This window comes from Cohnella fermenti, assembly GCF_004801405.1.
Taxonomy (GTDB): Bacteria; Bacillota; Bacilli; order Paenibacillales; family Paenibacillaceae; genus Cohnella; species Cohnella fermenti.
In genome coordinates this window covers 24,814-48,806 of the sequence record NZ_SSOB01000042.1, presented here as the reverse complement: position 1 = coordinate 48,806, position 23,993 = coordinate 24,814, and the positions used below count along the sequence as shown (strand labels likewise).

Sequence of the window (23,993 nt, the reverse complement as noted above, 5' to 3'; positions counted from 1 at the left end):
AGTCATGCGGTAGTCATGCGGTAGTGGATGGGAACGGGCGTGTGATACAATAAAGAAGCGAACATGAATCGAACAACTCGGGTGATGGGTTTGAGAACATTCCGTTGGAGAACGATAAAGAGCTGGGCTCTTAAGCTTACTATAAAGCAAAAGTTCATGTTTGCCTTCCTGCCGATTATCGTGCTTACGAGCATGGTAATCGGCGGTGTTTCTTTATCCGTATCCTACCGGCATCTCCGAAGCGAGACGCTCAACATATCCGGCCAATTGGTCTACCAGGTATTGCTGAACGTCGATTATCGTTCGGCCGAGTTCGAGAAGCTGGCGTACGACATGGTGTCCGATTACAAGTTCCAGCAGATCGCAAGAAGCTATCAGTCGCACCGCAACCAGATCGAAGGCTATCAGAATGCGTCCACGCTGGGCACCATCATCAGCGGCATGACGATCTCCAATCCGGATATTGTGCGGATTTATATCTTAATGGCCGACGGGACCGCGTTCTCCTGGCAGAAGGGCAATCCGAAGGTCGGCATCGACGCCCTCGGGCAGCAGGAGAAGAGCAAGCTGGATCGGCTGGCGGAGGTGGAGCGCAGCCAAGCGAACGTCGTATCGTGGAATCGGGCGAACGACGGCAGCATTCAGCTCGTCATGCAGATCATCGATACCGACAATCTGTCGCTGCTGGGCTCCGTGGTGTACGAGATGAAGCCGGAGCACTTCCGGATCTCGCTTCCGAGCGAGTCGTCGCTGCTGGACCCGGCCAATATTGTGGTGCTGAACCAGGAGAACGACACGCTCGTATCGGCGGAAGATCCGCTGATGGCGTCGTTGGTGGACCACGTGCTGCAGCAGCAGGAGTTGGGGAACGACTTGAACAGCCGGACGTTTCGTTATGAAGGCAACAGCTACTTGATGGTGCAGGCGAATGCCGAGTATTCGAAGTGGAAGGTGCTCTCCTTCGTGCCGATGGACACGATTCTGCGCAAGATGAACGTCATTACCTACAGCACCATGTCGGCAGGACTGGGGAGCCTCCTGCTCGCGAGTTTGCTCGCCTGGATTCTGTCGGGCCTCTTCACCCGCAACATTCGGCTTCTCCAGGAGAATATGAAGAAGGTGGAGAAGGGGGACTTCGAGACGCGTGTGCGTCCGGTCAGCTATGACGAGCTCGGAAGGCTGGGGCTTCAGTTCAATGACATGGTCGGCAAGATCCGCAACCTGATTCGGGAAGTCGCCGACGAGCGCATCATGAGACAGGCCAAGGAATTCGAGGTGCTGCAGACTCAGGTGAACCCTCACTTCCTGTACAACACGTTGGGCTCGATCAAGTCGCTGGCACAGCTTAACGAGCAACCGGATATCGTCAGGATGACGACCTGTCTGATCGAGATTCTCAAGGCGGCACTCAATAAGAAGACGGAATTATGGAAATTTTATGAGGAGCTGTCGTTTGTCGACCTTTACATCGATCTGCAGAAAATCCGGTATCAGGACCATTTCCGCGTCGAATATGACATTGCGGCAGAGACGGAAGCGTTGTATGTGGTCGGATTCGTGCTGCAGCCATTGGTTGAGAATGCGCTTTATCACGCCTTTGAGTTGGAGAGACCGGGCGGCGTCATCCGGATCGGCTCGAGAATCGATGGCGGCCAGTTGAGAATATGGGTGCGCGACAACGGGAGCGGCATGGATGCGGATACGGTGGCGAGGATCAAGTCGAGGATGAGCAAGCAGCCCAAGGGCTTAAACAGCATCGGCGTCAAAAATGTGGATGAGCGAATCAAGTACCAGTTTGGCGAGGAGTACGGACTGACCTTCGCAAGTGCTGTCGGGCAAGGGACGACGGTGGAGATCCGCATGCCCATTATGCAGGAGGACACGACCCGATGATTCGAGTGATGATCGTGGAGGATGACGTCTTCTACCGCAGAAGCTTCCGCTCCATGCTGGATTGGGAGAGCTTGGGGTTTGTCGTGTGCGGCGAGTGCATGCACGGCAAGGATGCGCTTCAGCGGATGACGGAAGCTGCGCCGGATATCGTGTTCACGGATATCAGCATGCCGACCATGAATGGCATTGAGTTGATCCGGACGCTCAAGCGCGAGTATCCCAGGGTGCGGATTATTGTGCTCAGCTCCTTCGATGACTTTGACTTTGTGAAGGAAGCGATGAAGCTCGGGGCCGACGACTATCTGCTTAAGCATGAGCTGGGCCATTCGATGGATTCGCTGCTTCGTGTGCTCGAAGAATTGAAGGCGAAGATGACCGATGCCTCGGAGGAGCTGTTCGATCACGCGGAAGCGAGACAACTGATTCTGGATGCGCTGATGAATCGGATTGTGATCGGGCGCATGAGGGATCGACAGGAGATCGAACGGCATTTGCGCCGGCTGACGGTTTATTTTCCATTCGAACGATATATGCTGGCCGTGATCGTCGCGAGACGGGCCCGGGCGATCGTCGACGTGGAATCCGCAGGGCGGGCCGAATGGCAGGCGGACGCCGCCGAAGCGCTGCTGTTCCGTCAAGCCGTGCTGGACATGGGGGATCGGCCTGCATCGTCGCAGCGGCTGTCCTTCCTCATGGACGATTCGACGGGCGTGTGTCTTTTTAATTTAAAAGGCGTGTTCAGCCAGAGCCGCATGCAAGAAGCGGTGTCCGCGGAGATCCGGGCGTTGTTCGGGAGCGGAATGGAGCTTTGCGTGGGGGTTAGCGGCCTTGGCGAAGGAATCGCTTCCTTGCCGGAGAGCTATAATCAGGCCCATGCCGCAGCCGGACAGGGGCTTCTGTACGCCAGGCAGGCTCTTACGTTGCATACCGGCCTGGCGGATCAGGGGCTGCCGAACGAGCTTCTCGAACAATTGAACAAGCTGGAAGCGGTGCTGGACCAAGACGAGGAAGAGGCTGCCGAAGCTTGGAGCCGCAGGCTTGCCGAGATCGTCTACGCGGCGAGATTGACGGTTCCCGGCCTGGAAGAGGTGTGCGAGCTGCTGAACCGCAGCTTGAAGCAATGGACCGAACGCAGACAGATCAAGCTGGAGAGCATCACGCGTTATGGGCGAATCCCCGCGGACTTGCTTGCCTTAAGCGAGTCCAAGGAGGTGTTGGCCGCGTACCTCTCCGGATGCTTGAAGCGGGCGTTGGCCTTGGACAAGCTGGTTCCGCAGACCGGCAATCCGCGCGTGAGACAGGCGGTCGAATTCATCGGCAGCCATTATCCCGATCCGATCGGACTGCGCGAGGTGTCCCGGGCGCTGGACATCAGCGAGAACTATCTGAGCAACCTGTTTAAGCAGGAGACCGGGCGGCACTTCGTGGACTACTTGAACGAGGTGAGACTCCACCACGCCAAGCGGCTCGCGGCCGTCGGCAACCTCAAGGTCAGTCAGATCGCCAGACAGTGCGGCTTCCTCAGCGACGCTTACTTCTGCAGACTTTTCAAAGAGAAGACCGGCATGTCGCCCACCGAATACCGCAGGAAGGTGTCGCAGGGCTGAGGCGAGGCGGAAGCTACGAACGCCAAAGCTTGCGGTAAGCGAGCGGAGTGCTTGTCTGGCGCTGGCGGAACAGGTTGATGAAGTGGCTGACGTTGTCGATGCCGACGCTGACGGCGATCTCGGCGACGGTCCGGTCGGTGAAGCGCAGCAGCTCCTTCGCCCGGGTAATGCGTATGTTGATCAAGTAGTCGTTAGGGGAGAAGCCTGTATGCCGCTTAAACGACTTGGCCAGATGATACTTGTCGATCGCGAACCGGGCGGCGACGCCGTCCAGCGTCAAGCGCTCGGCGTAGTGGCGATCGTAGTAGTTCATGACGGCGGCAACAGTGGACGGCAGCCCGATCTCTGTTGACTCCCGATCGCTCGCGAGCTGCAGCAGCTCGGTCAAGACATCGACAATGGCACGGGAGACGGACAGCTCCGTCTGAACGGTCTTCTGTTGGTGCAGTTCCACGATATCGAGCAGAAGCGCAGGGATTCGGCTGTCCTCCGGCAGCGTCGCGAGAGGTGTTCCGGCCGCGGCGTAACGCTCGTAGTAAGCGGGCGAGGAGCTCCCGTGAAAATGAATCCAGACGAGGTGCCAGGAGTCGTTCGAGTCCGGTGCGTAGTATTGGTGTCTGCGGCAGTCGATGAAGAACAGTTGGCCGGGAGCAGCGTCGTACGCTTTGCCCCCATACTTCAGTTTGCCGCGGCCTGCAGCGGTGTAGACGATCAAATACGAGTCGAGATTCTCCCGCTCGGTGAAGTAGCCGGGCTCCGTCTGGAAAATCCCCGCTTCCTGCACATAATAAAGGTGCTGCTTGGCGAACGTCGACGGAGTTGCGATAATTCGTACGGAATCGTTCGTCCAGGCATGAGCAGCCTTCTCCTGATATCCTCGCATCGTCTACCTCCAAGATTGTAGGATTATTGACCAAGATCGTTCGATGTGTTCCTCTGTGAAAGCGTTTAATATAAGGACATATATGATTATTCCATGAATCCGTGAGGTGATCAAGATGTCTTTATATCATCCGATCAAGCCGGCGCGCAAAGCGCGCATCGGTCTTTATTCTGTAGGCCTGCAAGCGTATTGGGCGCAATTCCCGGGCCTAAGGGAGCGTCTGCTCGACTACGCGGCGTTCTTGAAGCGGCGCATGTCCGCTTGGGCGGACGTGTTCGATTACGGGCTCGTCGACACGGAAGCGGAAGGACGCAAGGCGGGCGAATGGCTGAATGCGCAGAACGTCGATCTCGTATTCTGCCATGCGGCCACCTACGCGACGAGCTCCATGGTGCTGCCGGTCCATCAGCTATGCCCGGCGCCGGTCGTGTTCCTGAACCTGCAGCCGACCGACCGAATCAATTACGAGCGGACGACGACAGGCGAATGGCTCGCCCATTGCGGGGCATGCCCGGTGCCGGAATTCTCGAACGCCTTCAACCGCGCGGGGATCAAGTTCCGTGTCGTGAACGGATTGCTCGGTCTCGATTACACGCCGACAATATCGATGACGAATGAGACGACGGCTCATCGGCCGGAAGCGATCCGGGCTTGGCGCGAGATCGAAGAATGGATTCGTGCGGCATCGGTGCCGCGCACGTTGAAGCATAGCCGCTTCGGGTTCCTTGGCAACACCTACAGCGGCATGCTCGACATGTACAGCGACTTCACGATGCTGCAGGCGCAAGCCGGCATTCATGTGGAGGTTCTGGAGATGTGCGACCTCGACCGGATGCTGAAGGAAGTAACGGAGGCGGACGTCAGAGAGAAGCTGGAGACCATTCACGACATGTTCGAGATCAGCGGAGATTCGCCGTCGGACCCGATCGCGCGCAGGCCGAGCGACGAGCAGCTCGATTGGTCGTGCCGCGTCGCGGCGGCGCAGGAGAAGCTCGTTCGCGAATATGATCTCGATGCGCTGAGCTATTACTATCATGGCGCGCCCGGCGGACAATACGAGAAGCTGCAAGGCGGCTTTATCGTCGGGCATTCCTTGCTGACGGCCAGAGGCATTCCCTGCTCGGGCGAAGGCGACATGAAGACGGCGCTCGCCATGAAGATTTGCGACATCGTCGGGACGGGAGGCAGCTTCTCCGAGATCGTCGTGGTCGATTACGAGGACGGCACGATTCTGCTCGGACACGATGGCCCGTTCCATATCGCGATCTCGGACGGCAAGCCGGTGCTGCGGGGCATGGGGCTGTACCACGGCAAGCAAGGGACAGGCGTCTCTGTCGAAGCGAAGGTGAGAACCGGGCCGATCACGACGTTAAACGTCACGCAGACGGGCGACGGCAAGCTGAAGCTGATCAGCAGCGAGGCGGAATCGACGAGCGGGCCGATCATGCGCATCGGCAACACGCAGACGCCAGTCCGGTTCCGGCAGCACCCGGACGACTATATGGCCCGCTGGTTCGCGGAAGCGCCGACCCATCACTGTGCGATGTCGATCGGGCACAACGCGTCGCTGTTCGCCAAAGTCGGGGAACTCATGAACCTGAGTCACGTGGTGCTATAATAATTCCAGGATCGCAAGGCTGGGCGGGATTGAAATCCCTCCCATTGTCCAAACATATATGATAAAATAATAAAGAACATATGTTTGGTTTCGAGGGGGTGATTATGTGCCAGAACCAAACTATCGAACGTATCAAATATGGATTAAACCTGGCCATCGGCTGTATGACTACGCGAATCGGTTGTGCCGAGAAGCCAAGAACTTGCATAATGCCACTAATTTTTATATCCGCCAGGTGTTTACAGCGTTTCGGCAAGACGCGCCTTTCCAACCTTTGCAACAACATGTCATGGACACGTTGCAGGCGAACATTGAATTGATGAACGAACGTCAACTGGGGGCCCATCAGAAGAGACTTCAAAAACAGCTTTTGAAACCGATCGACCAGCGTAAAGAATCGCGTTGCCGTCTGTTCGAGTTGCCGTCGCGGGCATCGCCTTATGTGGGTTATGCCTTTCTGGATTGCCTGTTCAAGGTAATGGAGCAAACGGATTATCGGGCGCTGCCCGCCCAATGCAGTCAATGGGTGATGAAGGGGGTATTCGCTAACTGGAAGTCGTTCTTCGCCAGTATCAAGGACTATCGCGTGCATCCTGACAAGTACACCGGACGGCCGCGAATTCCCGGCTACACTCGCGCCAAGGCCAAGGAGGTCGTACTCACCAATCAGGATTGTGAGATCAAGAACCGTAAATACCTCAAACTTCCCATGACGAAACAGAGGCTGAACATCGGCAAGCTTGGGTGCGCGGACGGGAAGTTGAAGCAGGTTCGCATCCTTCCGAGATATGGGCAGTATGTGATGGAACTGGTTCTCTCCGTCTATCCGTTAGAAGTAGCGGGTAACAAGAGAGAGCATGTACTGGCGATTGATTTAGGCGTCGATCAGCTTGCAACCCTTGTCACGAATACAGGGCACAAGCCGATATGCGTGAAGGGCAAGCCGATCAAAGCGATCAACCAATATTACAATAAGCTAAAGGCGCATTATACCGGGTTTCTCCGAAAAGGGAAGCAGCCGCATGAAGGCGCCCACACGTCCAAGCGACTGGAGCGACTGCACCTGAAGCGTCATCGGAGGATCAAGGATACTTTCCACAAGGCGAGTCGCTATATCGTCGGATTTGCTGCAGAGCAGCAGGTCGGCACGATTGTCATCGGCTATAACCAGGCTTGGAAGATGGCCCCCGGCATGGGACGCCGAAACAATCAGTCGTTCTGCCATATCCCGCATCAGATGCTCGTGTCGATGATTTGCTATAAAGCCGCGGCGTTGGGTATCAAGGTAATCCTCACGGAAGAAGCATACACGTCAAAAGCAAGTTTTCTGGATGGCGATCCAGTACCCAAGTATGAAGAAGGCGTCGTCAGAACCTTCTCGGGTAGGCGGATTTACCGAGGCTTGTATCTAAGTCGGAACAACAGCTTGGTCCATGCCGATGTGAATGCGGCTGCGAACATCATACGCAAAGTATTCCCAAAGGCAAATACCGATGGGATAGCGGGGTTGGACGGTAATCAGTCCGTCAACGTGTCAACTCCACTGATGAAGACAATCTTGTGATGAACAAGGGTATCTTATCAGAAACCCCCACTTCAATCGCAGCGAAGTTTTGGTAAGTGGCGGGAGTATTCATTGCTTCGAGTGCGACGACGTCGAGGAGGCATTCCGGATCATCGCGGATGATCCGGCCGATTTATGTAAAGTAGCGTGGATACCCTGCGCCGTAGAAGCATCAACCGGAAGCTTAAAGTAAAACCGGCTGCCGCCGCCCCGCTCGCTCTCGACCCAGATGGCGCCGCCGTGAAGTGCGATAATTTCTTTGGCGATGGCCAGCCCCAGACCGTTGCCGCTCTTGGGGTCGGCCGGGTCCACCTTGTAAGCCCGGTTAAACACGGAATCGAGATGCTCCGGAGCGATGCCGCTCCCTTCGTCCCTCACGCATACGAGCACCTCCCCCTTATTCGAGCTGGCGGACAAATGAATGGTGCTTCCGGGCGGCGAGAACTTGCAGGCGTTGTTGACGAGGTTGGCCAGTACGCGCCGGATCTGATGGTCGTGTATCTTGACGACAGCTTGCGGATCGACCGAGAGGGAGCATTCGTGCTGAAGTTCGGCCAATTGAACGGCGGATTGGAGCGAATCGAATTCGTGCCGAATCCAATCCGCGAAGGGGACCGCTTGCAGCTCCGACGTCTCGTGGTCATGCTTCAGTTGGCTCAGCTCAAACAAATCATCGATGAACGTGTTGATCTGGAGCACTTGGCCGTACATGGATCTCAGCATCTCCTCATTCCCGCCCGGCTTGATCACGATGCCGTGAAGCATCGCTTGAATGCTGCCCTGCACGATCGTAAGCGGCGTACGAATATCGTGGGAGATATTTTGCAGCAGCTCATTGCGCGACTGTTGCAGTTGCTCGCTCAGCTTCATCTCCTGCACGGCGTTTTCCTTCTCCACGCGAGCCTGTCGGATCTGATAGGATAACGCGACCGAGAACATGAGGAACTCGGCAATCGAACCGAATTGGAACCCGTAATGGGTCAGGAAGCTCTCTTGCATCAGGCTGTACGTATTCAAGATGGTAGGAGCGGCCAACCCGAGGAACGGAACCGCTGCCAGAACGACATAGCGCGCTGCCGGATTCCCTCTGTACATACACCATATGGTGCTGATCACGAGCAATATCGCAAACAGCGATTCGTATAGAATCGCCAGCGTCTCATAGCCGGGGAGATGGAACAAGGAAGCGGCGACAACAAGAGGAGACCCGATGCGGAGCACCCGATATACGATCATCATGCGCGGTGCGTACACGTCGATCTGCAGGATTTTGCCCAGGAACAACAGACCGAACCACAGACACGAGATAAAGAAGAAATAATCGATGCTCTCGTAATTGCCGAACAGCTGCAGCAAGAACGCCAATAGTCGGCTGTCCTCCCCAAGCAATTCCCGCAAGAGCCCATTCCAGACAAGCTGCGATATGCTGAAGCAGACGATATAGAGCGAATAATAAAGATAAACCGACATACGGTTGAAAATATACATCGACAACATATACGCGGCCATCAGCAGAACGAACCCGTAATAGATTCCGAAGAAAATATATTCGTTCTTCAGCTTGCCGAGGAAGGTGTTGTTGTCCATCAGCTCGATCGGAAGGATCATGGAGCCGTTGATGACGACTCTCATATAGATGGTCGCGGAATCTTGCGTCGGCAGTTGGAAGTAGTAGGAGTAGAAGTGCTCGTCGGCTTGCGCAATCATTCGAGAATGCAAGGAATTGTCGGCCGGTCCGTCAAGGATATGCATGTCGAATTGTTCGAAGACCGAGTTGTTCAAGCGAATGACCCATTGCTCGAGCGGGGATTGATTGACGACGACAGTCCGAATCCAATACGTTCCGGCGGTCAAGCCGAAGGCGGACTGCCCGGATGCCGGCTGGAATTGCGCACTGACCTCGGGAGATTGAACGTCCGCAAGCGTCCACTTGCCGCTCTTGTCCACAAGAACGTCCATCTGGTCGTTGACATGATAGACGCCTTCGTTCTCGTGCAGAACGATGGCATCCGCGGATGTCGGCGCATACGGCGCCGGGGCGAACAGCTTCCATACGATGGAGACGCCGAGGATGAGCAACAGGATAGCGAAGATAAAAAATCGATTGTTTGCAATAATGGTTTTATGGCTCGCCATCGCGGCGAATCCCCCTCTGCTCCGCGTCATGCCTAACAGCCCAAATCGGACGATTTCCACTTTTGCCGATACTGTTTCGGACTGAGACGGAAGTGTTTTCTAAACAGGCGGCTAAATTCCGCAGGGTCGGTGTAGCCGGCTTGTTCGCCGATATCGCTTATCGGAGCGGACCCCGACAATAGCAGCTCCTGCGCTCTGCGAAGCCTTCTGTGCCTGACATAATCGATCGGCGACAGGCGCAGATCGCGCTGGAACAGCGTTCTTAAATAATTGGGAGACAGATGCACCGATGCGGCAATGGACGCGGTGGAGAGCTCTTCGTGCAGATGCGCCTCGATATGGCGGCAAGCCTTATCGACTCTGGGGTCGTTCAAGGACGAAGCGGTTGCCGGCTGCATGGGCAGACGGCGCAGCAACTGATGCAGCCAGGCATATTGAAGGGACAGCACCTCCAACTGTTCCAGCACTTCGGCGCTGCCTTGCTCCAGAGAGAGCTGGTAGTCGAATCGCCGAATCAGCCTGCGCCAGACGGGCAGGAGGCTGGCGGAATCGGCCAGCGCATGATGAACCGGAAGCTGCAGCCAGGAAGCCAGCGGAGTGCCGAGCACGTCGGCTTCATATCCGATAGACAGAAATCCGATAGGCCGTTCGCTTGTGCTCTGAGCCTGAAGGGGCAAATAGGCTTCCGCGCACAATAAGCTGCCCGGTTCAAGCCGATAGGCGCGATCGTCGTAAATCACGTCCATCGTCCCCTCCGTGACGAGCCAGAAGAAGGGATAGCGGTTCACGCGTTCCAGCCTCCACTCCGGAGGCATCTTCCATTCATATCCCCACTTCAAATGAAATTGCAGATGATCGATCGAGCTGAAGTGCAGCTTGTCCGCCATGCCGTTCGTTGCCCCCGAACTGTCGTCGCTGTTCATAGAATCGTTGCTATTCACAAGTATAGCGTTATTCCGCGCATAACGGCAATACAATCGATTCTGCTACGATATATTCGCGATTGCAAGAACAAACAGCATCCGTATCGATCAAGAGAAGGGTGCAAAATCACAAAGACGGAGGTTATTGATCATGAGAACGGTTGTGGAGGCTTCAAGGGCAATACCGGTCATTGCCGAGCCCGACGTGCTTGTTGTTGGAGGCGGTCCAGCGGGGATCGGTGCGGCGGTTGGTGCGGCGAGATCGGGAGCGAGGACCATGCTGATTGAGCGTTACGGTTTTGTCGGCGGCAACCTGACGATCGCGATGGTCAACCCCATGTTTACCTTCCACGATGTCAACGGCAAACAGGTGATTCGCGGCGTGGCCGGCGAGGTGGTGAACCGCTTGGTGCAAGCAACCGCATCGCCCGGGCATGTCACCGATCTTACGTTCGACAACGCCTCGATGACGCCGTTTGATCCGGAAGGAATGAAGCTGGTCTTGCTTGATATGCTGGAGGAGGCCGGCGTCGAGCTGCTGCTGCACAGCACATTCTCCGACGTGCTGAAGGAGAACGGCACGATTACGACCGTTGTGATCGAGAACAAAAGCGGGCGTCAGGCGATCTGCCCGAAGTATGTGATCGACTGCTCGGCGGATGCCGATGTCATCGCGTGTGCCGGGGCGCCGTTCGTGAAGGGGCGCGAGTCCGACGGAGCGATGCAGCCGGTAACGCTCTTCTACCGAATCGGAGGCGTCGACATTCCGGAGCTTAAAGCGTGGATGAAGGCGAATCGCCGCCTGCTCAAGGACGCTCCTGCCGATGAAGAGATCGATGCGCAGAGCGCGCTGGCTCTGCTGGGAATGAAGGAGATCATTAAAGAAGCGATGGAGAAGGGAGAGTACCCGGAAGACGCGGCACCGCGCATTCTCATGTACGAGCTGCCCAGAGAAGGGCAATTCGCGGTGAACTGTACCCGCTTGCAGGGCATTGACGGCACGAACGCGCGCGACTTGACCCGGGCCGAGATCGAGACGCGCCGTCAAGCTTGGGGAGTTGCGGAGTTTCTGAGAAAGCGGGTGGGAGGATTCGAGCGCTCGTATGTGCTGGATACCGGCGTGCAGGTGGGCGTTCGGGAGACTCGGCATATTATCGGCGATTATACGATGACGGAGGAGGATGTCCTGAACAGCCGGGCATTCGAGGATGGCATTGCTTGCGGCACCTTCGCGATCGATATTCATCCGCCGGAAGGAGAACAACAAATCTTTACCGGCTCGGGCAAGGCGGTCTACGAGATTCCTTACCGCAGCTTGCTGCCGCAAGGGCTCGATAATGTATGGGCGGCCGGGCGCTGCATATCGGCGACGCATCACGCCTTCGGTTCCGTGCGCGTAATGGCTACCGCAATGGCCGTCGGGCAAGGCGCAGGAACGGCGGCGGCGCTGGCGGCTGCGGAGGGCGCAACCAACCGCCGGGTCGATGTCAAGCGAGTGCGCGCGGCGCTTCTGGCGCAGGGGCAATACTTGCTGGGCGAGGTGATTGAAGATGTCGGGGACGATGCGCTTAAGCTTCGCCGGAAGGAAGGGTCGGGAAGCCATGCTTCCCATCACAATCCGTTCGCGGCGGAATCGTAGGCGGACAGCAGATGGATAGCAGATGGATAGCAGATGGATAGCAGATGGACAGCAAGACTACGCCCGCCGGTCGGCGGGCGTAGTCTTTTATATGAAAAATCACATTGGCGCAGCCAGATAACGAGCAGTTTGGACGATTATATGCGAAAAATCACATTCATAGAGGAGATTCCGGGCCGAGGTGCCGGATATATGCGAAAAACCACATAAAACACCTCGATTCCCGCTAATTCAAGCCGATGAATGTGAAAAATCACATATAATCGCAAAGGTCATCGCGAGGGTACTCGGACCAGGTGGGGAGCGTCATCCCTTGACGGAGCCCAGCAGCACCCCTTTGACAAAATATTTCTGCAGGAACGGATACAAGCACAGGATCGGCATCACGGAAATGATAATGGCAGCCGCCTTCATCCCTTCCGGCGGCACAAAGCCGAGATCGGAGCTGTCCAGAAGATTGGTGTCCGGAAGCTGGATCATCTGGTAGAGCTTGACGGTAAGGGGCATCATGGACGAGTCCGTAATAAAGTACAGCGCCGGCGCGTACACGTTCCACAGCCCCACCGCATAGAAGAGGGAGATGGCGGCGAGCATCGGCATGGACAGCGGGATGACGATCCGGAAGAAGATGGTCAGGTCGCTGGCTCCGTCAATGCCGGCCGATTCCTCCAGTTCGCCGGGCAACCCCTCGAAGGAGGACTTCATCACAAACAGATTGTAGGTGCTGATCAATCCCGGCAACCAGATCGCCCAGAAGGTGTTCAGGATGTGCAAGCTCTTCAGCAGCAGGAACATCGGGATCAACCCGCCGCCGAACATCATCGTAAACAGAATCAGCAGCAGCGCGATTCGCCTGCCCTTCAGCCGGGTCTTGGACAAGGAGTAGGCAGCGAGAGTGGTGGCCGCCATCTGCATGATCGTTCCGGCAACCGTAATGATGACGGAGTTCTTCATGGCGTTCGTGAGCTGCCCGTCCTTGAACAGGTTGGAGAAGGCGGTCGTGGTCCAATCGACAGGCCAGAGGAACACCTCGCCGGACAGAATGGCCGTGCTGCCGCTGAAGGAGATAGCGAGCACATTCAGCAGAGGGAAGGCGGTGGCGAAGGCGCACAGGATAAGCAGGAGCGCGTTCAGCCCTTGCAGACACTTGGTTACCATAAGCCTCCCTCTCCCATCGCTTTGGTAATTTTGTTGACGGTCAGCATCAGAATAAGGGCGATGACTCCCTGGAACAGCCCCACTGCCGTGGAATAGCTGTATTGGGCGGCCTGCAGGCCCATCCGGTATACGTAGGTGCTGATGACGTCGGAGACGCCGAATACCGCTTCGTTCTGCAGATTGTACACCTGCTCGAAGCCGACATCCGTGATCTGGCCCATCTGGAGAATGAGCAGAATGGCGATGGTGGTCCGGATGCCGGGCAGCGTCACATGCCAAATCTGGCGGAGCTTGGAGGCGCCGTCGATTCTGGCGGCCTCATACAGTTGGGGATCGATGGTGGCCATGGCCGCCAGATACAGGATGGTTCCCCAGCCGGCGCTCTGCCAGATGGAGGAGAAGGTGAACACCACCGGCCACCAGCCGGCATGGACCATGAAGTAAATCGGTTCGATGCCGAACCCCTTCTCCAGAATGGTGTTGACAATTCCTGTACTGGGAGACAGGACGGCCACGATGACGCCGCCCAGCACAACCCAGGAGATGAAGTGGGGCAGGTACAGCAGATTCTGGATAAACCGCTTGAAGCCGTTAAACCGGACCTCGTTGAGCATTAACGCCAAGACGATAGGGGCCGGAAATACAAACAAAAGCTTGTAGACATTCAGCAGCATCGTATTGCGGAACACCTGCCAGAAGTCCGGGTTGGACAGCAGGGCTCTAAAGTGCTTCAGTCCCGCCCAGGGACTGTCCCAGATTCCCTTCATAATCTGGAAGTCCTTGAACGCGATCACTTCCCCGAATAGCGGAGAATACTTGAAGATCAGGTAGAAGCCCAGCGCCGGCAGCAGGAACAGGTACAAGTACCGATCCCGCCGGAGATGATACAGCAGACGGTTCTTGCGCTTCAAGGCGGGAATTCCTCCCCGGGCGACCGTATCCATAGCGGCAAACTCCTTCATGTTACCCCTCTTCTCCATGCAGAATAGCTCCGGCCAGCGCCATCATCCCAAGACCCTGGGCGAACGGGGAATAGGCATAGCCGATGGCATTGTAATCTGCGGCTGCGGGCATGACACAGGTGCCGCCGGAGCCTTCCGTCAGCCGCCCGTCCGAGTCGATTCTGCGGAGCAGGGCGGATATCGCGCGGCGGGCGCTGGCCCGGGAGGTCTCGGGAAGAACCCCCGCCGCCTGCCCCTTCAGGATGGCGTAGGCGAACGCGGCGGTGCAGGAGGCTTCCGGGTAGGAAGCGGGGTGATCCATCACCGTATGCCACATTCCCTCCTGATCCTGGGTGGAGAGTACGCCCGCCATATGGTCAAGATAGTCCTTCGCGATGAAGGAGGCCGCGGCGGAGCCTTGCACAAGCTCCAGCATATCGGCGGAAGCGGCGGCCAGCCAGCCGTTGCCTCTGCCCCAGAGCACGCCCATCCGGGAATGGGTGTTGCCATTGTAGCCGTGCACGATCAGCCCTGTGGCAGGGTCGCGCAAGTATTTGTAATGAAGCGCGAACTGCTTGGCCGCTTCATCGGTATAACGCTTCTCGCCGGTAAGAGCGCCCCATTCGGCCAGGAACAGGCAGCCCATAAACAAGGTGTCGGCCCATACCTCTCCCGGATAGCGGTTCTCCGTGCAGGAGTGCTCGAATGCCCCTTCGACCGAGCGCGGCGCTTCGTTCAGGCACCAGTCGGCGAAGGCGGAGCAGACGGCGGCGTATTTGTCCGTGCGGCGCTCCTTGATCAGCTTCACGGCTCCCAGGAGCGGCGCCGTCGTATTGATGCTTTGGCCGGGAGGATCTCCCGGCAGGAAGCTGTCCAGCCATTCTTCCGTATAGTCGAGATACAGGGAGTCTCCCAAGGCGTCGTAGGCTTTGCCCAAGCCGTACAGCGCTACGCCTTGGCCCCATTGCCATACCTTCATATGGGCGTTGTCCCGCTCCTGCGGACGCATGGTGTACCGGGCCAGCTTGGCCAATTGCTCTTTGGCGGTTGGGGGTTGCAGATTTAACATGGTTTGTCCTCCTTTGTCGCCTTCGCCATTGCCGCCTTCTCCTTGACAGATTTGCCGCAACGAATGCGGACTGTCGACTCTACGGGGGTCAGATAATTGGCCACCGCGCTTAGGACGCCGGGGTCCAGCCGATCGTTGCGGAGACACTCGAAGCCGTGCTGGAAGGCGCCTCCGTCGACGGCAATCCAATCCTCCCCGCAGCGGTAAATCGCTTGACCGGACTTCAGCCACGAGGCATGGGCGTTGATCGGCACCAGCCCCGCGCCGTTCTCAGCGCCATTCTCAGCATCGCACTCAGCACCGTTCTCAGCGCCGCCCCTTGCGTTTTCCATGGAGCCCTCCGGCGCGAAGGCGTATACCGCCTGGACGAAGAGGGGAGGCGCACCCGCGTCCACCCGGTAATGAAGATCGACTCCCGTGTCGTCAAGGCGGATGCCAACCCGAACGGGCAGGACCGCCACATTGGTCTTGGCGCGCAGCGGGATGGACTCGGCGAAGTGCAAGGGGTCCGTCCGCCCGATCGCATTCTCGTCAAGAGCGTCGCGGTAGCTGCCCTCCAGCTCCATGGACAGCTCGTATTCATGTTCGCCGGTCTGCTTAATGGCGGCGAAGGGGGTTCCCGCCACGCCGAACCAGCCCAAGGCGAGCCGGACGCCCAGCAGCCGCGCCTGCCCGTATTGCAGGTACAGAAATTCCGGCTGCCCGGCCATCACCGTCACGCTCAGCTCGCCTCGTCTGAAGCGGATCAGCGGAGAACCGGCATGGAAGGCCGTCCGCCGGTAAGGGATGGTCCCGGTGACAGGAGCGGTCCGTTCCCGGTTCAGGAACACCTCGTACCGGTCGGGCAGCGGTTGAAGCGGCAGTTCGGCGCTCATCTCCTTCCGGAGAAACATTCGGTACAGCAGCGCTTCTCCTCCGGTGTGCAGAGACAAGAGCGCCTCCCTGGCGAAGCTATGGAACAGCGGATCAGCATTCTGGCTGGCCATAAGGCTGAAGGCTACGTAGTAGCCGGCATTCAGCTTCATGATCTCGCCCCGATCCTGACGGCTGGAATATTCCGTGGCAATGATCGAGCGGGGGTGGAGCATGTACTGCATCATGCGCAAATTGCGCGCAATGGGCTCATACAGATGGGCATAGCCGAACACCCGCGCCGTCTGATACAGGAAGATGGCGCAGACGGCGTTGTAAATCGCGTTGCTTCGTTCCGTCCATTCCCCGTCCGGGTTAATGTCCAGCCCTTCCGCGAGGAAGCTGTCGGCCCGCGCCCGCAGCCGCTCGTCTCCGAACAGCTCATACAGCAGGGCAAGCGCTCCGCACAGCACCCACCGATGATTGGGGGTATGGATGCCTCCGGCCAGAAGTCCGGGAATGGTTCGTTGTAGGTACAGCCTCAGCTCTTGGGCCAGCTCCGCGGCTTCGCCGTCATTCATCCGATCCAGAATATGGACACAGAGCGCGGCGAAGTGAACGGAGAACCCTGTATCCGGGGGAGAATCTATATTGCAGTTATGAAGGGAGATACAGCCGGAGGGCAGCTGGGCTCTTAGCAGAAACCGGATTTGCAGCCGGATCGTCCCCAGCATGTCCGTGTTCCGGTAATAAGGAGATTCGGGGTGGGCATAGAGCGGCACGGTCAAGTGCAGCATGGTGTCGCTGCTGGTCAGCCCTTCGAACGGCTTGCCGTTCCCATTCTCCGTGAAGGCGCCGTACCAGTAACTGGCCGTGTCCCGTATCTGGCTGGGGCCGATCTTCCGCCAGTGCCGGTCCATTAATTCGAGCAATAACGCATCTTCGTTCAGCAGGTTCTGCTCCATTTCTCTCTCACCTTGTCCTTGTTGGCCTCCGGCGGACCGGGAGGGGATTCCCGGCCCGATTCCCCGCCCGTTTCATCGACCGATTCCTCGATCGGTTCCTCGACCGATTCCCCGAACCCGGCCCGCCGGAAGACGATTTAGTTAAAGTCCGCCTTGTTCTGCTCGTACCATTCCTGAACCTTGGCTTCGATGGAGCTGCCGTCCAGCTTCTCCCACTCGCTTCGGATCTGAGCGACGCCCCACTCGGCATCCAGGTCGGGGGTCATCGTCACCTTGGTGACAATCTCGTCCCACTTCTTCTGGAATTGGCCGGAGACATCCGTGAAGGCATCCACCGCAGGGGTATAAGGGAAGTCCTTGCGGTATTCGGTGCTCTGCGCCACGGTTATCGCTTCCCCGATGGCTTGCTGCACCATCTGGTCGACGGGGTCGCTGCCGGCCCGGGCCAGGAGGAATTCCGGCGTCAAGGTCTGCTGGTGAACAATCCGGTATTCGCTGGCATAGCTCACTTCCTTCTTGAGCTTATCCGAGTCCAGGGTAACGGGGACATTGTCCTTCAACTCGTAATGGGTGCCTTCCATGCCGTAGCTCAGGTTGTACCAGCCCTTGTCCAGCATCCAGTCCACGAACTTCATGGCCGCCTCGGGATTTTTCATATCCTTGTTGAAGATCGTAAGCAAGTAGTTGGGCACTTCCTTCTGGTAGCCGTTCTTCCCGAATTCGGTGGACAGGGGAGGAAGGGGAGTCAGCTTGGCGTCCGGCTGGCTGTTGTAGAAATCCGCGGAAGGCCCGTTGTTGTAGGTGTCGAACAAGATGCCCGCCTTGCCGGTAATCCACAACTGCTTCTGCCGCGCCCAGTTCTTGTCCGTCACATACTCCTTGTCCACCAGCCCTTCGGAGTACAAGGTTTGGCGCAGGGTGAGAGCTTTCTTATAGCGATCGGTGAAAAAAGACAGCGTGGCTTGGCCGTCTTCGATGAACCACTCTCCGCCTCTGGCCATGAACAGGTCGTCGATGATGGCGGAGTAGGCGTTGGACATGGCGATAGCGGTGGTGTCGTTGACTCCGTTGCCGTCGGGGTCTCCGTCCCGAAACGCCTTGGCTACCTCGATCAGCTCATCCACCGTAGTCGGAGCCTTCAGCCCCAGCTTGTCAAGCCAATCCTGGCGAATCCAGATCATGGTCGCGGCCTGGGTGTTGCGCATGCTGGCAATGGCGTACGTCTGGCCGTTGAAGGTGACGAATGGCTTCAGCTCCGGGTGCTGCTGGATATACTCCTTATAGCTGGTGCTGTACTTCTCAATGTACTCGTCAATGGGCTGGGCCACTCCCTGGCTGACAAAGCGCGACAGCAGGTTCCGGTCGTAGGAGGTGATCAGCTCCGGCGCCTGGCCGGAGGCCACCAGCACATTGAACTTATCCGCTTCTTGATTGCGCGGGATAGGGGTCCACTTGACCTCCACGCCGGATTGCTCGTTCATCCATTTGGTCCAGCGATTGCTCTCGTAGGTGCCTTCCTCCGTCGGAACGCTTCCCCGATCATAGATGGATGCGGTGATGGCCATCGGCAGCTTGTTGGATGCGGAGCTGCCGATGGCTTCAGCCTCCTCCTTCTTGTCGTTTCCGCAGCCCGCAACCAGCAGAACACCGCCCAGCATCAAGACAGCCATTTTGGTTCGTTTCGTACTCAAACTCGTGTGCCTCCCTCTAATATGTTTGCGCCTTCGTCGGGAAGAGGGGGCCGGTCGCGCCGATCCCCCTTGTTCCCTACGGCATAACCTTACAGCAGACTCCTGCCGGAAGGGTAGTTACATGATTGTCGATCAGCTTGCTGTTTTGGGGCTTGCAGCCCCTAACGTAAATCAGCAAGCATCAGGGGTATCCGGCAAGGCTCCCAGATCGAACAGATAAACCCCGTATGGCGCCAGCTCCAGATTGGAGGCATTCATTGCCTCTTCCGTAATCCGCTCGTTGACGCTTCCTGCGGGCTGACCGTTATGAATCACTTGAACCTGCTTGGCCTCCCCCGAGTAATTAACTACATTCAGCAGAAGCCTGCCATTGTGCTCCGCGATTTGCCAGCCTGCATCCCATGCCAATTGGCCGGTGGCCAGGTCCGTCAAGGCAACCGGCAGGGCGTGCATCTGCCCCAGCAGCGGAAGCAGGGCCGTGCGAATATCGGCGCTGCCGGCCGCGGCGGGCAGGATGACGGAGCGGCTCGCAAGCTGCCCGTGCACCGTCGCATCCAGGGGCCGATTGTGCTCATCCTTCGTCAGGGAGTCTCCGCCGATGAGCACCACCGTGCCTCCCGCCTGGCTGAAGCTTGCCACGGCGGCCAAGGTCGCCGCGCTGACATGAGTCGCAGCCGGCACGACCAGCAGTTCATAATCGTCCAGTTTGCCGGCAGCGGCCTGCTTCTCCGTCACGAAGCCGATGCGTTGGCCGCTGTACGCCAACGCCTGATACGCCCGCAGAAGCGTCTCGTCGTAATTGGTGTCGTACACCCCGGATGCCAGGGAATACAAGATGGCCGTCCGGGGGGACGCATTCTGCAACGCCGTTACCTCATCCGCCAGTCGGTTGAGATCGTGATTGGTTCTGCCGATGGATACGACCACATCCGGCCGGTGGAGCAGACTGCCCTCGAAGTCGCTTGTGGAATCATAGGTACGCTCCCACACCCAGCCGGTGGAGGCGCTTCTGCCGTGGACGGCTCCCTGCCACAGCACGGCCCTTGCCCGTTCGGCCTGCTCCGGTCCATACTGGACGTCCCCGTCCTTGATAAAGTGGTGCTCCGAGTTGGAGATCGGCGCTTGCTTGAAGGAACGCTGCAGATCGTAGAAGCTCAGCTCCTTGATGAAGCCGTCCGGACCGGCTCCGATGAGATTGTAGGCGTCGTTGCCATTGATATCGCTTAGCTCGGAGAACTGCTCGTAGTCTACGCCCCAGTTCAGGCTGGACTCCAGATTGGCCATCACCTTGACCTGCACCGGCAGATCGGGAGCTATATCATGGATAATATCGGCCATCCATTGGTGCCAATCGGCGAATATCCGGTTGTTGAAGATGACCCAGTCATAGACGACAGGGGACGGAGCGATGGCGGCCGGCATCGGAACCTCCCCGAAGGAGGTGTAGGAGGTGCCGTAAATCCCGTTGAGCTCGTCGATGTCGCTCTCGTACAGCTCTTCCAGATAGGCTTGCCAGACGGGCAAATAATACGGATTGCGGTTCGTCTGGTACACGGGCTCGTTGGTAATCGTTACGCTGTGCAGCGAACTGTAGTCCTTAACGAGCGGAATCACAGCCCGCAAGTAATCCTCAATAATCTGCCTGGCCAGCGGCTGGTCGATGTTGAACTTCAGGAAGCCGGTATGAACGGCCGCCGTCTCCGGATGCTTCTTCAGTACCCAATCGGGAAAATAATGGGGAGACAGAAGCAGGTTGACGGCAATATCGTTGTCCTGGGCGTTCTCCAGCACTCTGCCGATATCGTATACCACATTGGAGACGGACACCACGTAATCCTTGCTCGGATCGGCTCCGGGCACCTCCGTCGGCTGCTCGAACCCCGGATTGCGCGCGAGATTGTCCGTGCTTCCCTGCTCCGTGACCCGCAGATCGTCCAGCCACAGGGTCTGCTCGTTCTCGGAGAGCAGCATCAGGCTGAAGGATAACTCCGACGGGCCGGTCTTATAGGTATAGCTGACCTCTTGCCAGTCATAGGTTCCCGTGGGCATGGCCTTTCTCAGCGCCCACCCCGGACCTCCGGGGAACCAGGCATTCTTCACGTTCTCCCCCTTGACCCATACCTTGAACTCATAGGTCGTATTGGGATTGACGGGAATGGTCTGGCTCGCCATCAGATAAATGTTGGATTGCTTCGGGGACTCGTTCACAATCCGGAGCGATCGATTGCCGCTATGGCTGACCGTCTCATCCAAGGAGATGCTTCCCAAGGCGCTGCCGCTTGTTGTGAATTCGGGAATGTATCCTTCCTTGGGGAAAATCGCATTCCGAGGTCCGGTCTCCACCTGGATCGCGTTGGCGCCGTAATCCTGCAGCTTGGCGATGTCCAGACGGATACGGTTATACCCCAGGTAGCCGTTCAGGAAGATCGGCTGCACGCCGGTTTGCCCTGTGCTGCGTACTTGCGCCGCCCCTGCAAAGCCGCTCTCGGTTTGCTCCAGCGGGCCAGTGATATAGCGGGGGGCCGCCAGGGGAGTTTGGGAGCCGTTCAGGTAGCCTTGCAGATTGGACTCCGCCTCCAGGTACAGATTCTCCAGCGTCTTGGCCACATAGAGGGAGCGGGACAGCCTGCCTTGGTCGGCATCCTCCTCGCCGTAGGCAACAAAATCCTTCAACGTCGCATAGATGATCCGCTCGTAATCCGTGGACAGGCCTTGAGCTTCCGCTTGCTCCAGCAACTCCAGCAGTTGCGGCAGCTCGGCGGACAGCGACTCCAGGCGGACGGTCAGCTCGGCTGCGCTGGGCACCACCTCTACCTGCCGGCTGCTTGTTCTCACCATGCCCGTATCCAGGTCCGTCACCGTAATGTCGGCCCGATACGTGCCTTCGACGGGGACGGAATACGCGCCTTCTCTGGTGAATGCCATCCCTGCGGGGACGGTCACCTCCCGGTCGAGGTTGAGCAACGGGGAATAAATCGAGACGTTCTGCGGCTCTTCGCTGTAATTGATCAGGTGGAGCGTGTAGGGAATCAGGCTCCCGGTCTGCCCGTCGGCGGGGGTCTCCACCCAGAAGCTCCAAGGGTCCTCTGCCGGTACGGGGTACAGGCTTCCCAATCGGTTGCCGTCCTTAACCTTGCCGATGCCGCTGGTCCATTCCAGCCAGCCCTTGCGGCCGCCTCCGTCGTTGTCGTTGATCAGAATGGAGAACGAGACAGGCCCTTCCGTCGGCATGCCGGACGCATAAATCGCCTGCCATGGAAGCCGGGCTTCATAATAGGTGTCATTGCCCGTCCTGGAAGCATAGGCGGCCACCGCTTCCTTGCCGAGAGCGGTGGTGCCGGCGTTCCAGCGCCACACCTGCGCCTGCCCGTCCAGCAGGTTAATGCCGTATTCCGCGCCGTACACCCCGTTCTCCGCGAAGGCGAACTGGATGCTGTCTCCGCTCCACATATTGCTGCCCGCTTCCGCCGAATGGAGGTTGTCCCTTACCTTGGCGGACAAATAAAAGTATTCCTGATCGTATGCAAATTGTACGTTGGCGGACAGATCCTCGGTTCCGGTCCATCCGGCCACCTGGTTCTGCGCGGTGCCGGAATTGGGCAGCGCGATTCCCGTATACCCGTCCCAGTCGTCCAGGCTGCCGTCGACGACAATCCCCTCGGCCTGCAAGAGGGGAGCATGGGCGCCCGCCCCCAGCCGTTGAAGGAATGCGTTCCGATCCTCTATCGTCTCGCTGTCTTCCTCCGCCCGCTTCATCTGGACGGCGCTCACTTGATCCACCAGGTAGCTGACGGATGTCCGCCCCTCCCATCCGGCAGCGCTCGCTCCGGTTTTGGTATAAAGGACAATCTGCACGATCTGGCTCCGCAGGGCGGAGGCGGCGAATTCAAGCTTCACCCCGTTCCACTGCCCGGCGATCAGCTTGGGCAGTTGCACCTCGGACACGGAGCCGGAGGCATCCGCCAGCTTCATATAGAAGGGCTCATTGCCCGAAGTCGTCTGGGACAAGGGATAGACGTCCATTGTAACCGCTGTCATCTCTGTCAAATCCAAAGGCTGCGACAGGTTCAAGGTTGCCCCGGCCTGACTCGGCTGGCCCTCTCCATTGGAGAAGGTGAGCCGGGCAGACTGCACGCCTTCCGTTTGAGCTTCGTAGACCGCTTCCATGACCGTCATGCCTGACGATGTCCATGCCGACAGCTCCTCGAAGCCATCGAGGAGCGTGATGGCCTCGACCCCGTCGAAGCCTCCATTATGAAGAAGATTGACGGAGGTGTCGGCTTCCTTAAATTCCGCATCATCCAGCCAAACCGTCGCTTTGTCCTCCGCGAGGATGCGGATCGTAAGCGATGTTTCGTTGGGGCCGGTCGTATAGGTTTGAGAGATCCGTGTCCAGTCGAACGTACCCGTTCCCAGGCTGGTTCTCGTTCCCCAGTTTACCATCATGCTTACGCCCTTGACCCCCGCGCCTTTGCCCCATAAGCTCAGTTCATAAGCCGTATCGGGTTTGACCGTCACCGTCTGGGTCATGGTAAGATAGACCTCGGCGGCTTTGGCCGAATTGTATTCCATTCGCAACGAATGCTGTCCCTCATGGACTTCTGTCGTATCCAGCCCGAAGCTTGCGGACGGCACCCCCTTATAAGCGAAGGACCATGCCGGAATAATCCGGCTCGTGTCCGCTTCGGCGGACGCATGGGCCTCGGCGGCCCAAGGCCAGCCCGGCCCTGCCAACCCGAACATCAGCACGATAGACAACAACCATAAACCTGTCTTTTTCCCCATCTTTTTTCCCTCCCGAGTTGTTTATTGTGCAACACCCTTCCGATCAGACGGCCCAAGCCCCCTTTCGCAACGCGAGTGACCAAGCAGTCGGGGAGGAACGGCGTGCAGACTGCTCCCCAGCACTCAATGTAGGGCAGCTCCCGAAGGCCGTATAGTTGCAATTTCTTCCCAGAGCTTGCCGAATGCCGGGTTTGGCGCGAAGCATCAAAAATGCAAGTCCCGGAGTAAAATGCAAGTTGCCTTGGCCGGAGGCGGGAATTATGATGGTT

The 23,993-nt window shown here is 57.9% G+C and carries 14 protein-coding genes; 5 read left to right on the top strand and 9 right to left on the bottom strand.

The genetic code is table 11. The features are described from left to right. Positions 1–156 precede the first annotated feature (156 nt). Together E6C55_RS25785 and E6C55_RS25780 are read left to right on the top strand one after the other, a co-directional pair. Positions 157–1,893: a sensor histidine kinase gene (locus E6C55_RS25785; protein WP_168735881.1), complete on the top strand. Its 1,737-nt coding sequence runs from the start codon at positions 157–159 to the stop codon at positions 1,891–1,893. Continuing rightward, positions 1,890–3,500, top strand: a complete 1,611-nt coding sequence (locus tag E6C55_RS25780; RefSeq protein WP_136372712.1) for a response regulator transcription factor — start codon at positions 1,890–1,892, stop codon at positions 3,498–3,500. Before E6C55_RS25785 ends, E6C55_RS25780 begins: the two co-directional genes overlap by 4 nt. 13 nt (positions 3,501–3,513) lie before the next feature. Here the strand turns inward: E6C55_RS25780 and E6C55_RS25775 are convergent, their stop codons facing one another. Further along, on the bottom strand, positions 3,514–4,383 hold the full coding sequence (locus tag E6C55_RS25775) for an AraC family transcriptional regulator (RefSeq protein WP_136372711.1): 870 nt from the start codon (positions 4,381–4,383) through the stop codon (positions 3,514–3,516). Between the two features lie 115 nt (positions 4,384–4,498). On the opposite strand from E6C55_RS25775, the gene E6C55_RS34885 reads away from it, so the two are divergent. Then, positions 4,499–6,001 carry an L-fucose/L-arabinose isomerase family protein gene (locus tag E6C55_RS34885; RefSeq protein ID WP_136372710.1) on the top strand — a complete coding sequence of 501 codons (1,503 nt, stop codon included), beginning with the start codon at positions 4,499–4,501 and terminating at the stop codon, positions 5,999–6,001. Between the two features lie 106 nt (positions 6,002–6,107). Further along, positions 6,108–7,565 (top strand): RNA-guided endonuclease InsQ/TnpB family protein, encoded by a 1,458-nt coding sequence (locus E6C55_RS25765; protein WP_136372709.1) that lies wholly within the window; start codon positions 6,108–6,110, stop codon positions 7,563–7,565. Positions 7,566–7,634: 69 nt separating this feature from the next. Here E6C55_RS25765 and E6C55_RS25760 read toward each other — a convergent pair whose 3' ends face one another. Together E6C55_RS25760 and E6C55_RS25755 are read right to left on the bottom strand one after the other, a co-directional pair. Continuing rightward, positions 7,635–9,701 carry a sensor histidine kinase gene (locus E6C55_RS25760; protein WP_168735880.1) on the bottom strand — a complete coding sequence of 689 codons (2,067 nt, stop codon included), beginning with the start codon at positions 9,699–9,701 and terminating at the stop codon, positions 7,635–7,637. Between the two features lie 32 nt (positions 9,702–9,733). Then, complete coding sequence (locus E6C55_RS25755; RefSeq protein ID WP_136372707.1) at positions 9,734–10,642, bottom strand: AraC family transcriptional regulator; 909 nt, start codon at positions 10,640–10,642, stop codon at positions 9,734–9,736. A 133-nt stretch (positions 10,643–10,775) separates the two neighbouring features. Between E6C55_RS25755 and E6C55_RS25750 the strand changes: the two genes are divergently transcribed. After that, complete coding sequence (locus tag E6C55_RS25750; protein ID WP_136372706.1) at positions 10,776–12,263, top strand: FAD-dependent oxidoreductase; 1,488 nt, start codon at positions 10,776–10,778, stop codon at positions 12,261–12,263. 306 nt (positions 12,264–12,569) lie between these two features. On the opposite strand, the gene E6C55_RS25745 is transcribed toward E6C55_RS25750, so the two are convergent. The 6 genes from E6C55_RS25745 to E6C55_RS25720 all read right to left on the bottom strand — a co-directional run bounded on the left by E6C55_RS25745 (position 12,570) and on the right by E6C55_RS25720 (position 23,724). Then, positions 12,570–13,421, bottom strand: a complete 852-nt coding sequence (locus E6C55_RS25745) for a carbohydrate ABC transporter permease (RefSeq protein WP_136372705.1) — start codon at positions 13,419–13,421, stop codon at positions 12,570–12,572. Then, positions 13,415–14,383 carry an ABC transporter permease gene (locus E6C55_RS25740; RefSeq protein ID WP_211093652.1) on the bottom strand — a complete coding sequence of 323 codons (969 nt, stop codon included), beginning with the start codon at positions 14,381–14,383 and terminating at the stop codon, positions 13,415–13,417. The genes E6C55_RS25745 and E6C55_RS25740 overlap by 7 nt, the downstream gene beginning before the upstream one ends. Before the next feature lies 1 nt (position 14,384). Then, entirely contained in the window at positions 14,385–15,431 is a 1,047-nt protein-coding gene (locus E6C55_RS25735) for a glycoside hydrolase family 88/105 protein (protein ID WP_136372704.1), read from the bottom strand. Further along, positions 15,425–17,248, bottom strand: coding sequence for a hypothetical protein (locus E6C55_RS25730; protein WP_136372703.1), 1,824 nt, complete (start codon positions 17,246–17,248; stop codon positions 15,425–15,427). Before E6C55_RS25730 ends, E6C55_RS25735 begins: the two co-directional genes overlap by 7 nt. A gap of 137 nt (positions 17,249–17,385) precedes the next feature. Then, positions 17,386–18,939 carry an extracellular solute-binding protein gene (locus tag E6C55_RS25725; protein WP_136372702.1) on the bottom strand — a complete coding sequence of 518 codons (1,554 nt, stop codon included), beginning with the start codon at positions 18,937–18,939 and terminating at the stop codon, positions 17,386–17,388. Between the two features lie 171 nt (positions 18,940–19,110). Further along, positions 19,111–23,724 carry a beta-galactosidase gene (locus E6C55_RS25720; protein ID WP_136372701.1) on the bottom strand — a complete coding sequence of 1,538 codons (4,614 nt, stop codon included), beginning with the start codon at positions 23,722–23,724 and terminating at the stop codon, positions 19,111–19,113. Positions 23,725–23,993 lie beyond the last annotated feature (269 nt).

Excerpts from the sequence above, each read along its gene's own strand:
- E6C55_RS34885 (WP_136372710.1), top strand. The coding sequence starts at position 4,499 with ATGTCTTTATATCATCCGATCAAGCCGGCGCGCAAAGCGCGCATCGGT.
- E6C55_RS25785 (WP_168735881.1), top strand. The coding sequence starts at position 157 with ATGTTTGCCTTCCTGCCGATTATCGTGCTTACGAGCATGGTAATCGGC.
- E6C55_RS25745 (WP_136372705.1), bottom strand. The coding sequence starts at position 13,421 with ATGGTAACCAAGTGTCTGCAAGGGCTGAACGCGCTCCTGCTTATCCTG.
- E6C55_RS25730 (WP_136372703.1), bottom strand. The coding sequence starts at position 17,248 with ATGGAGCAGAACCTGCTGAACGAAGATGCGTTATTGCTCGAATTAATG.
- E6C55_RS25780 (WP_136372712.1), top strand. The coding sequence starts at position 1,890 with ATGATTCGAGTGATGATCGTGGAGGATGACGTCTTCTACCGCAGAAGC.
- E6C55_RS25750 (WP_136372706.1), top strand. The coding sequence starts at position 10,776 with ATGAGAACGGTTGTGGAGGCTTCAAGGGCAATACCGGTCATTGCCGAG.
- E6C55_RS25760 (WP_168735880.1), bottom strand. The coding sequence starts at position 9,701 with ATGGCGAGCCATAAAACCATTATTGCAAACAATCGATTTTTTATCTTC.
- E6C55_RS25720 (WP_136372701.1), bottom strand. The coding sequence starts at position 23,724 with ATGGGGAAAAAGACAGGTTTATGGTTGTTGTCTATCGTGCTGATGTTC.
- E6C55_RS25775 (WP_136372711.1), bottom strand. The coding sequence starts at position 4,383 with ATGCGAGGATATCAGGAGAAGGCTGCTCATGCCTGGACGAACGATTCC.
- E6C55_RS25735 (WP_136372704.1), bottom strand. The coding sequence starts at position 15,431 with ATGTTAAATCTGCAACCCCCAACCGCCAAAGAGCAATTGGCCAAGCTG.
- E6C55_RS25740 (WP_211093652.1), bottom strand. The coding sequence starts at position 14,383 with ATGAAGGAGTTTGCCGCTATGGATACGGTCGCCCGGGGAGGAATTCCC.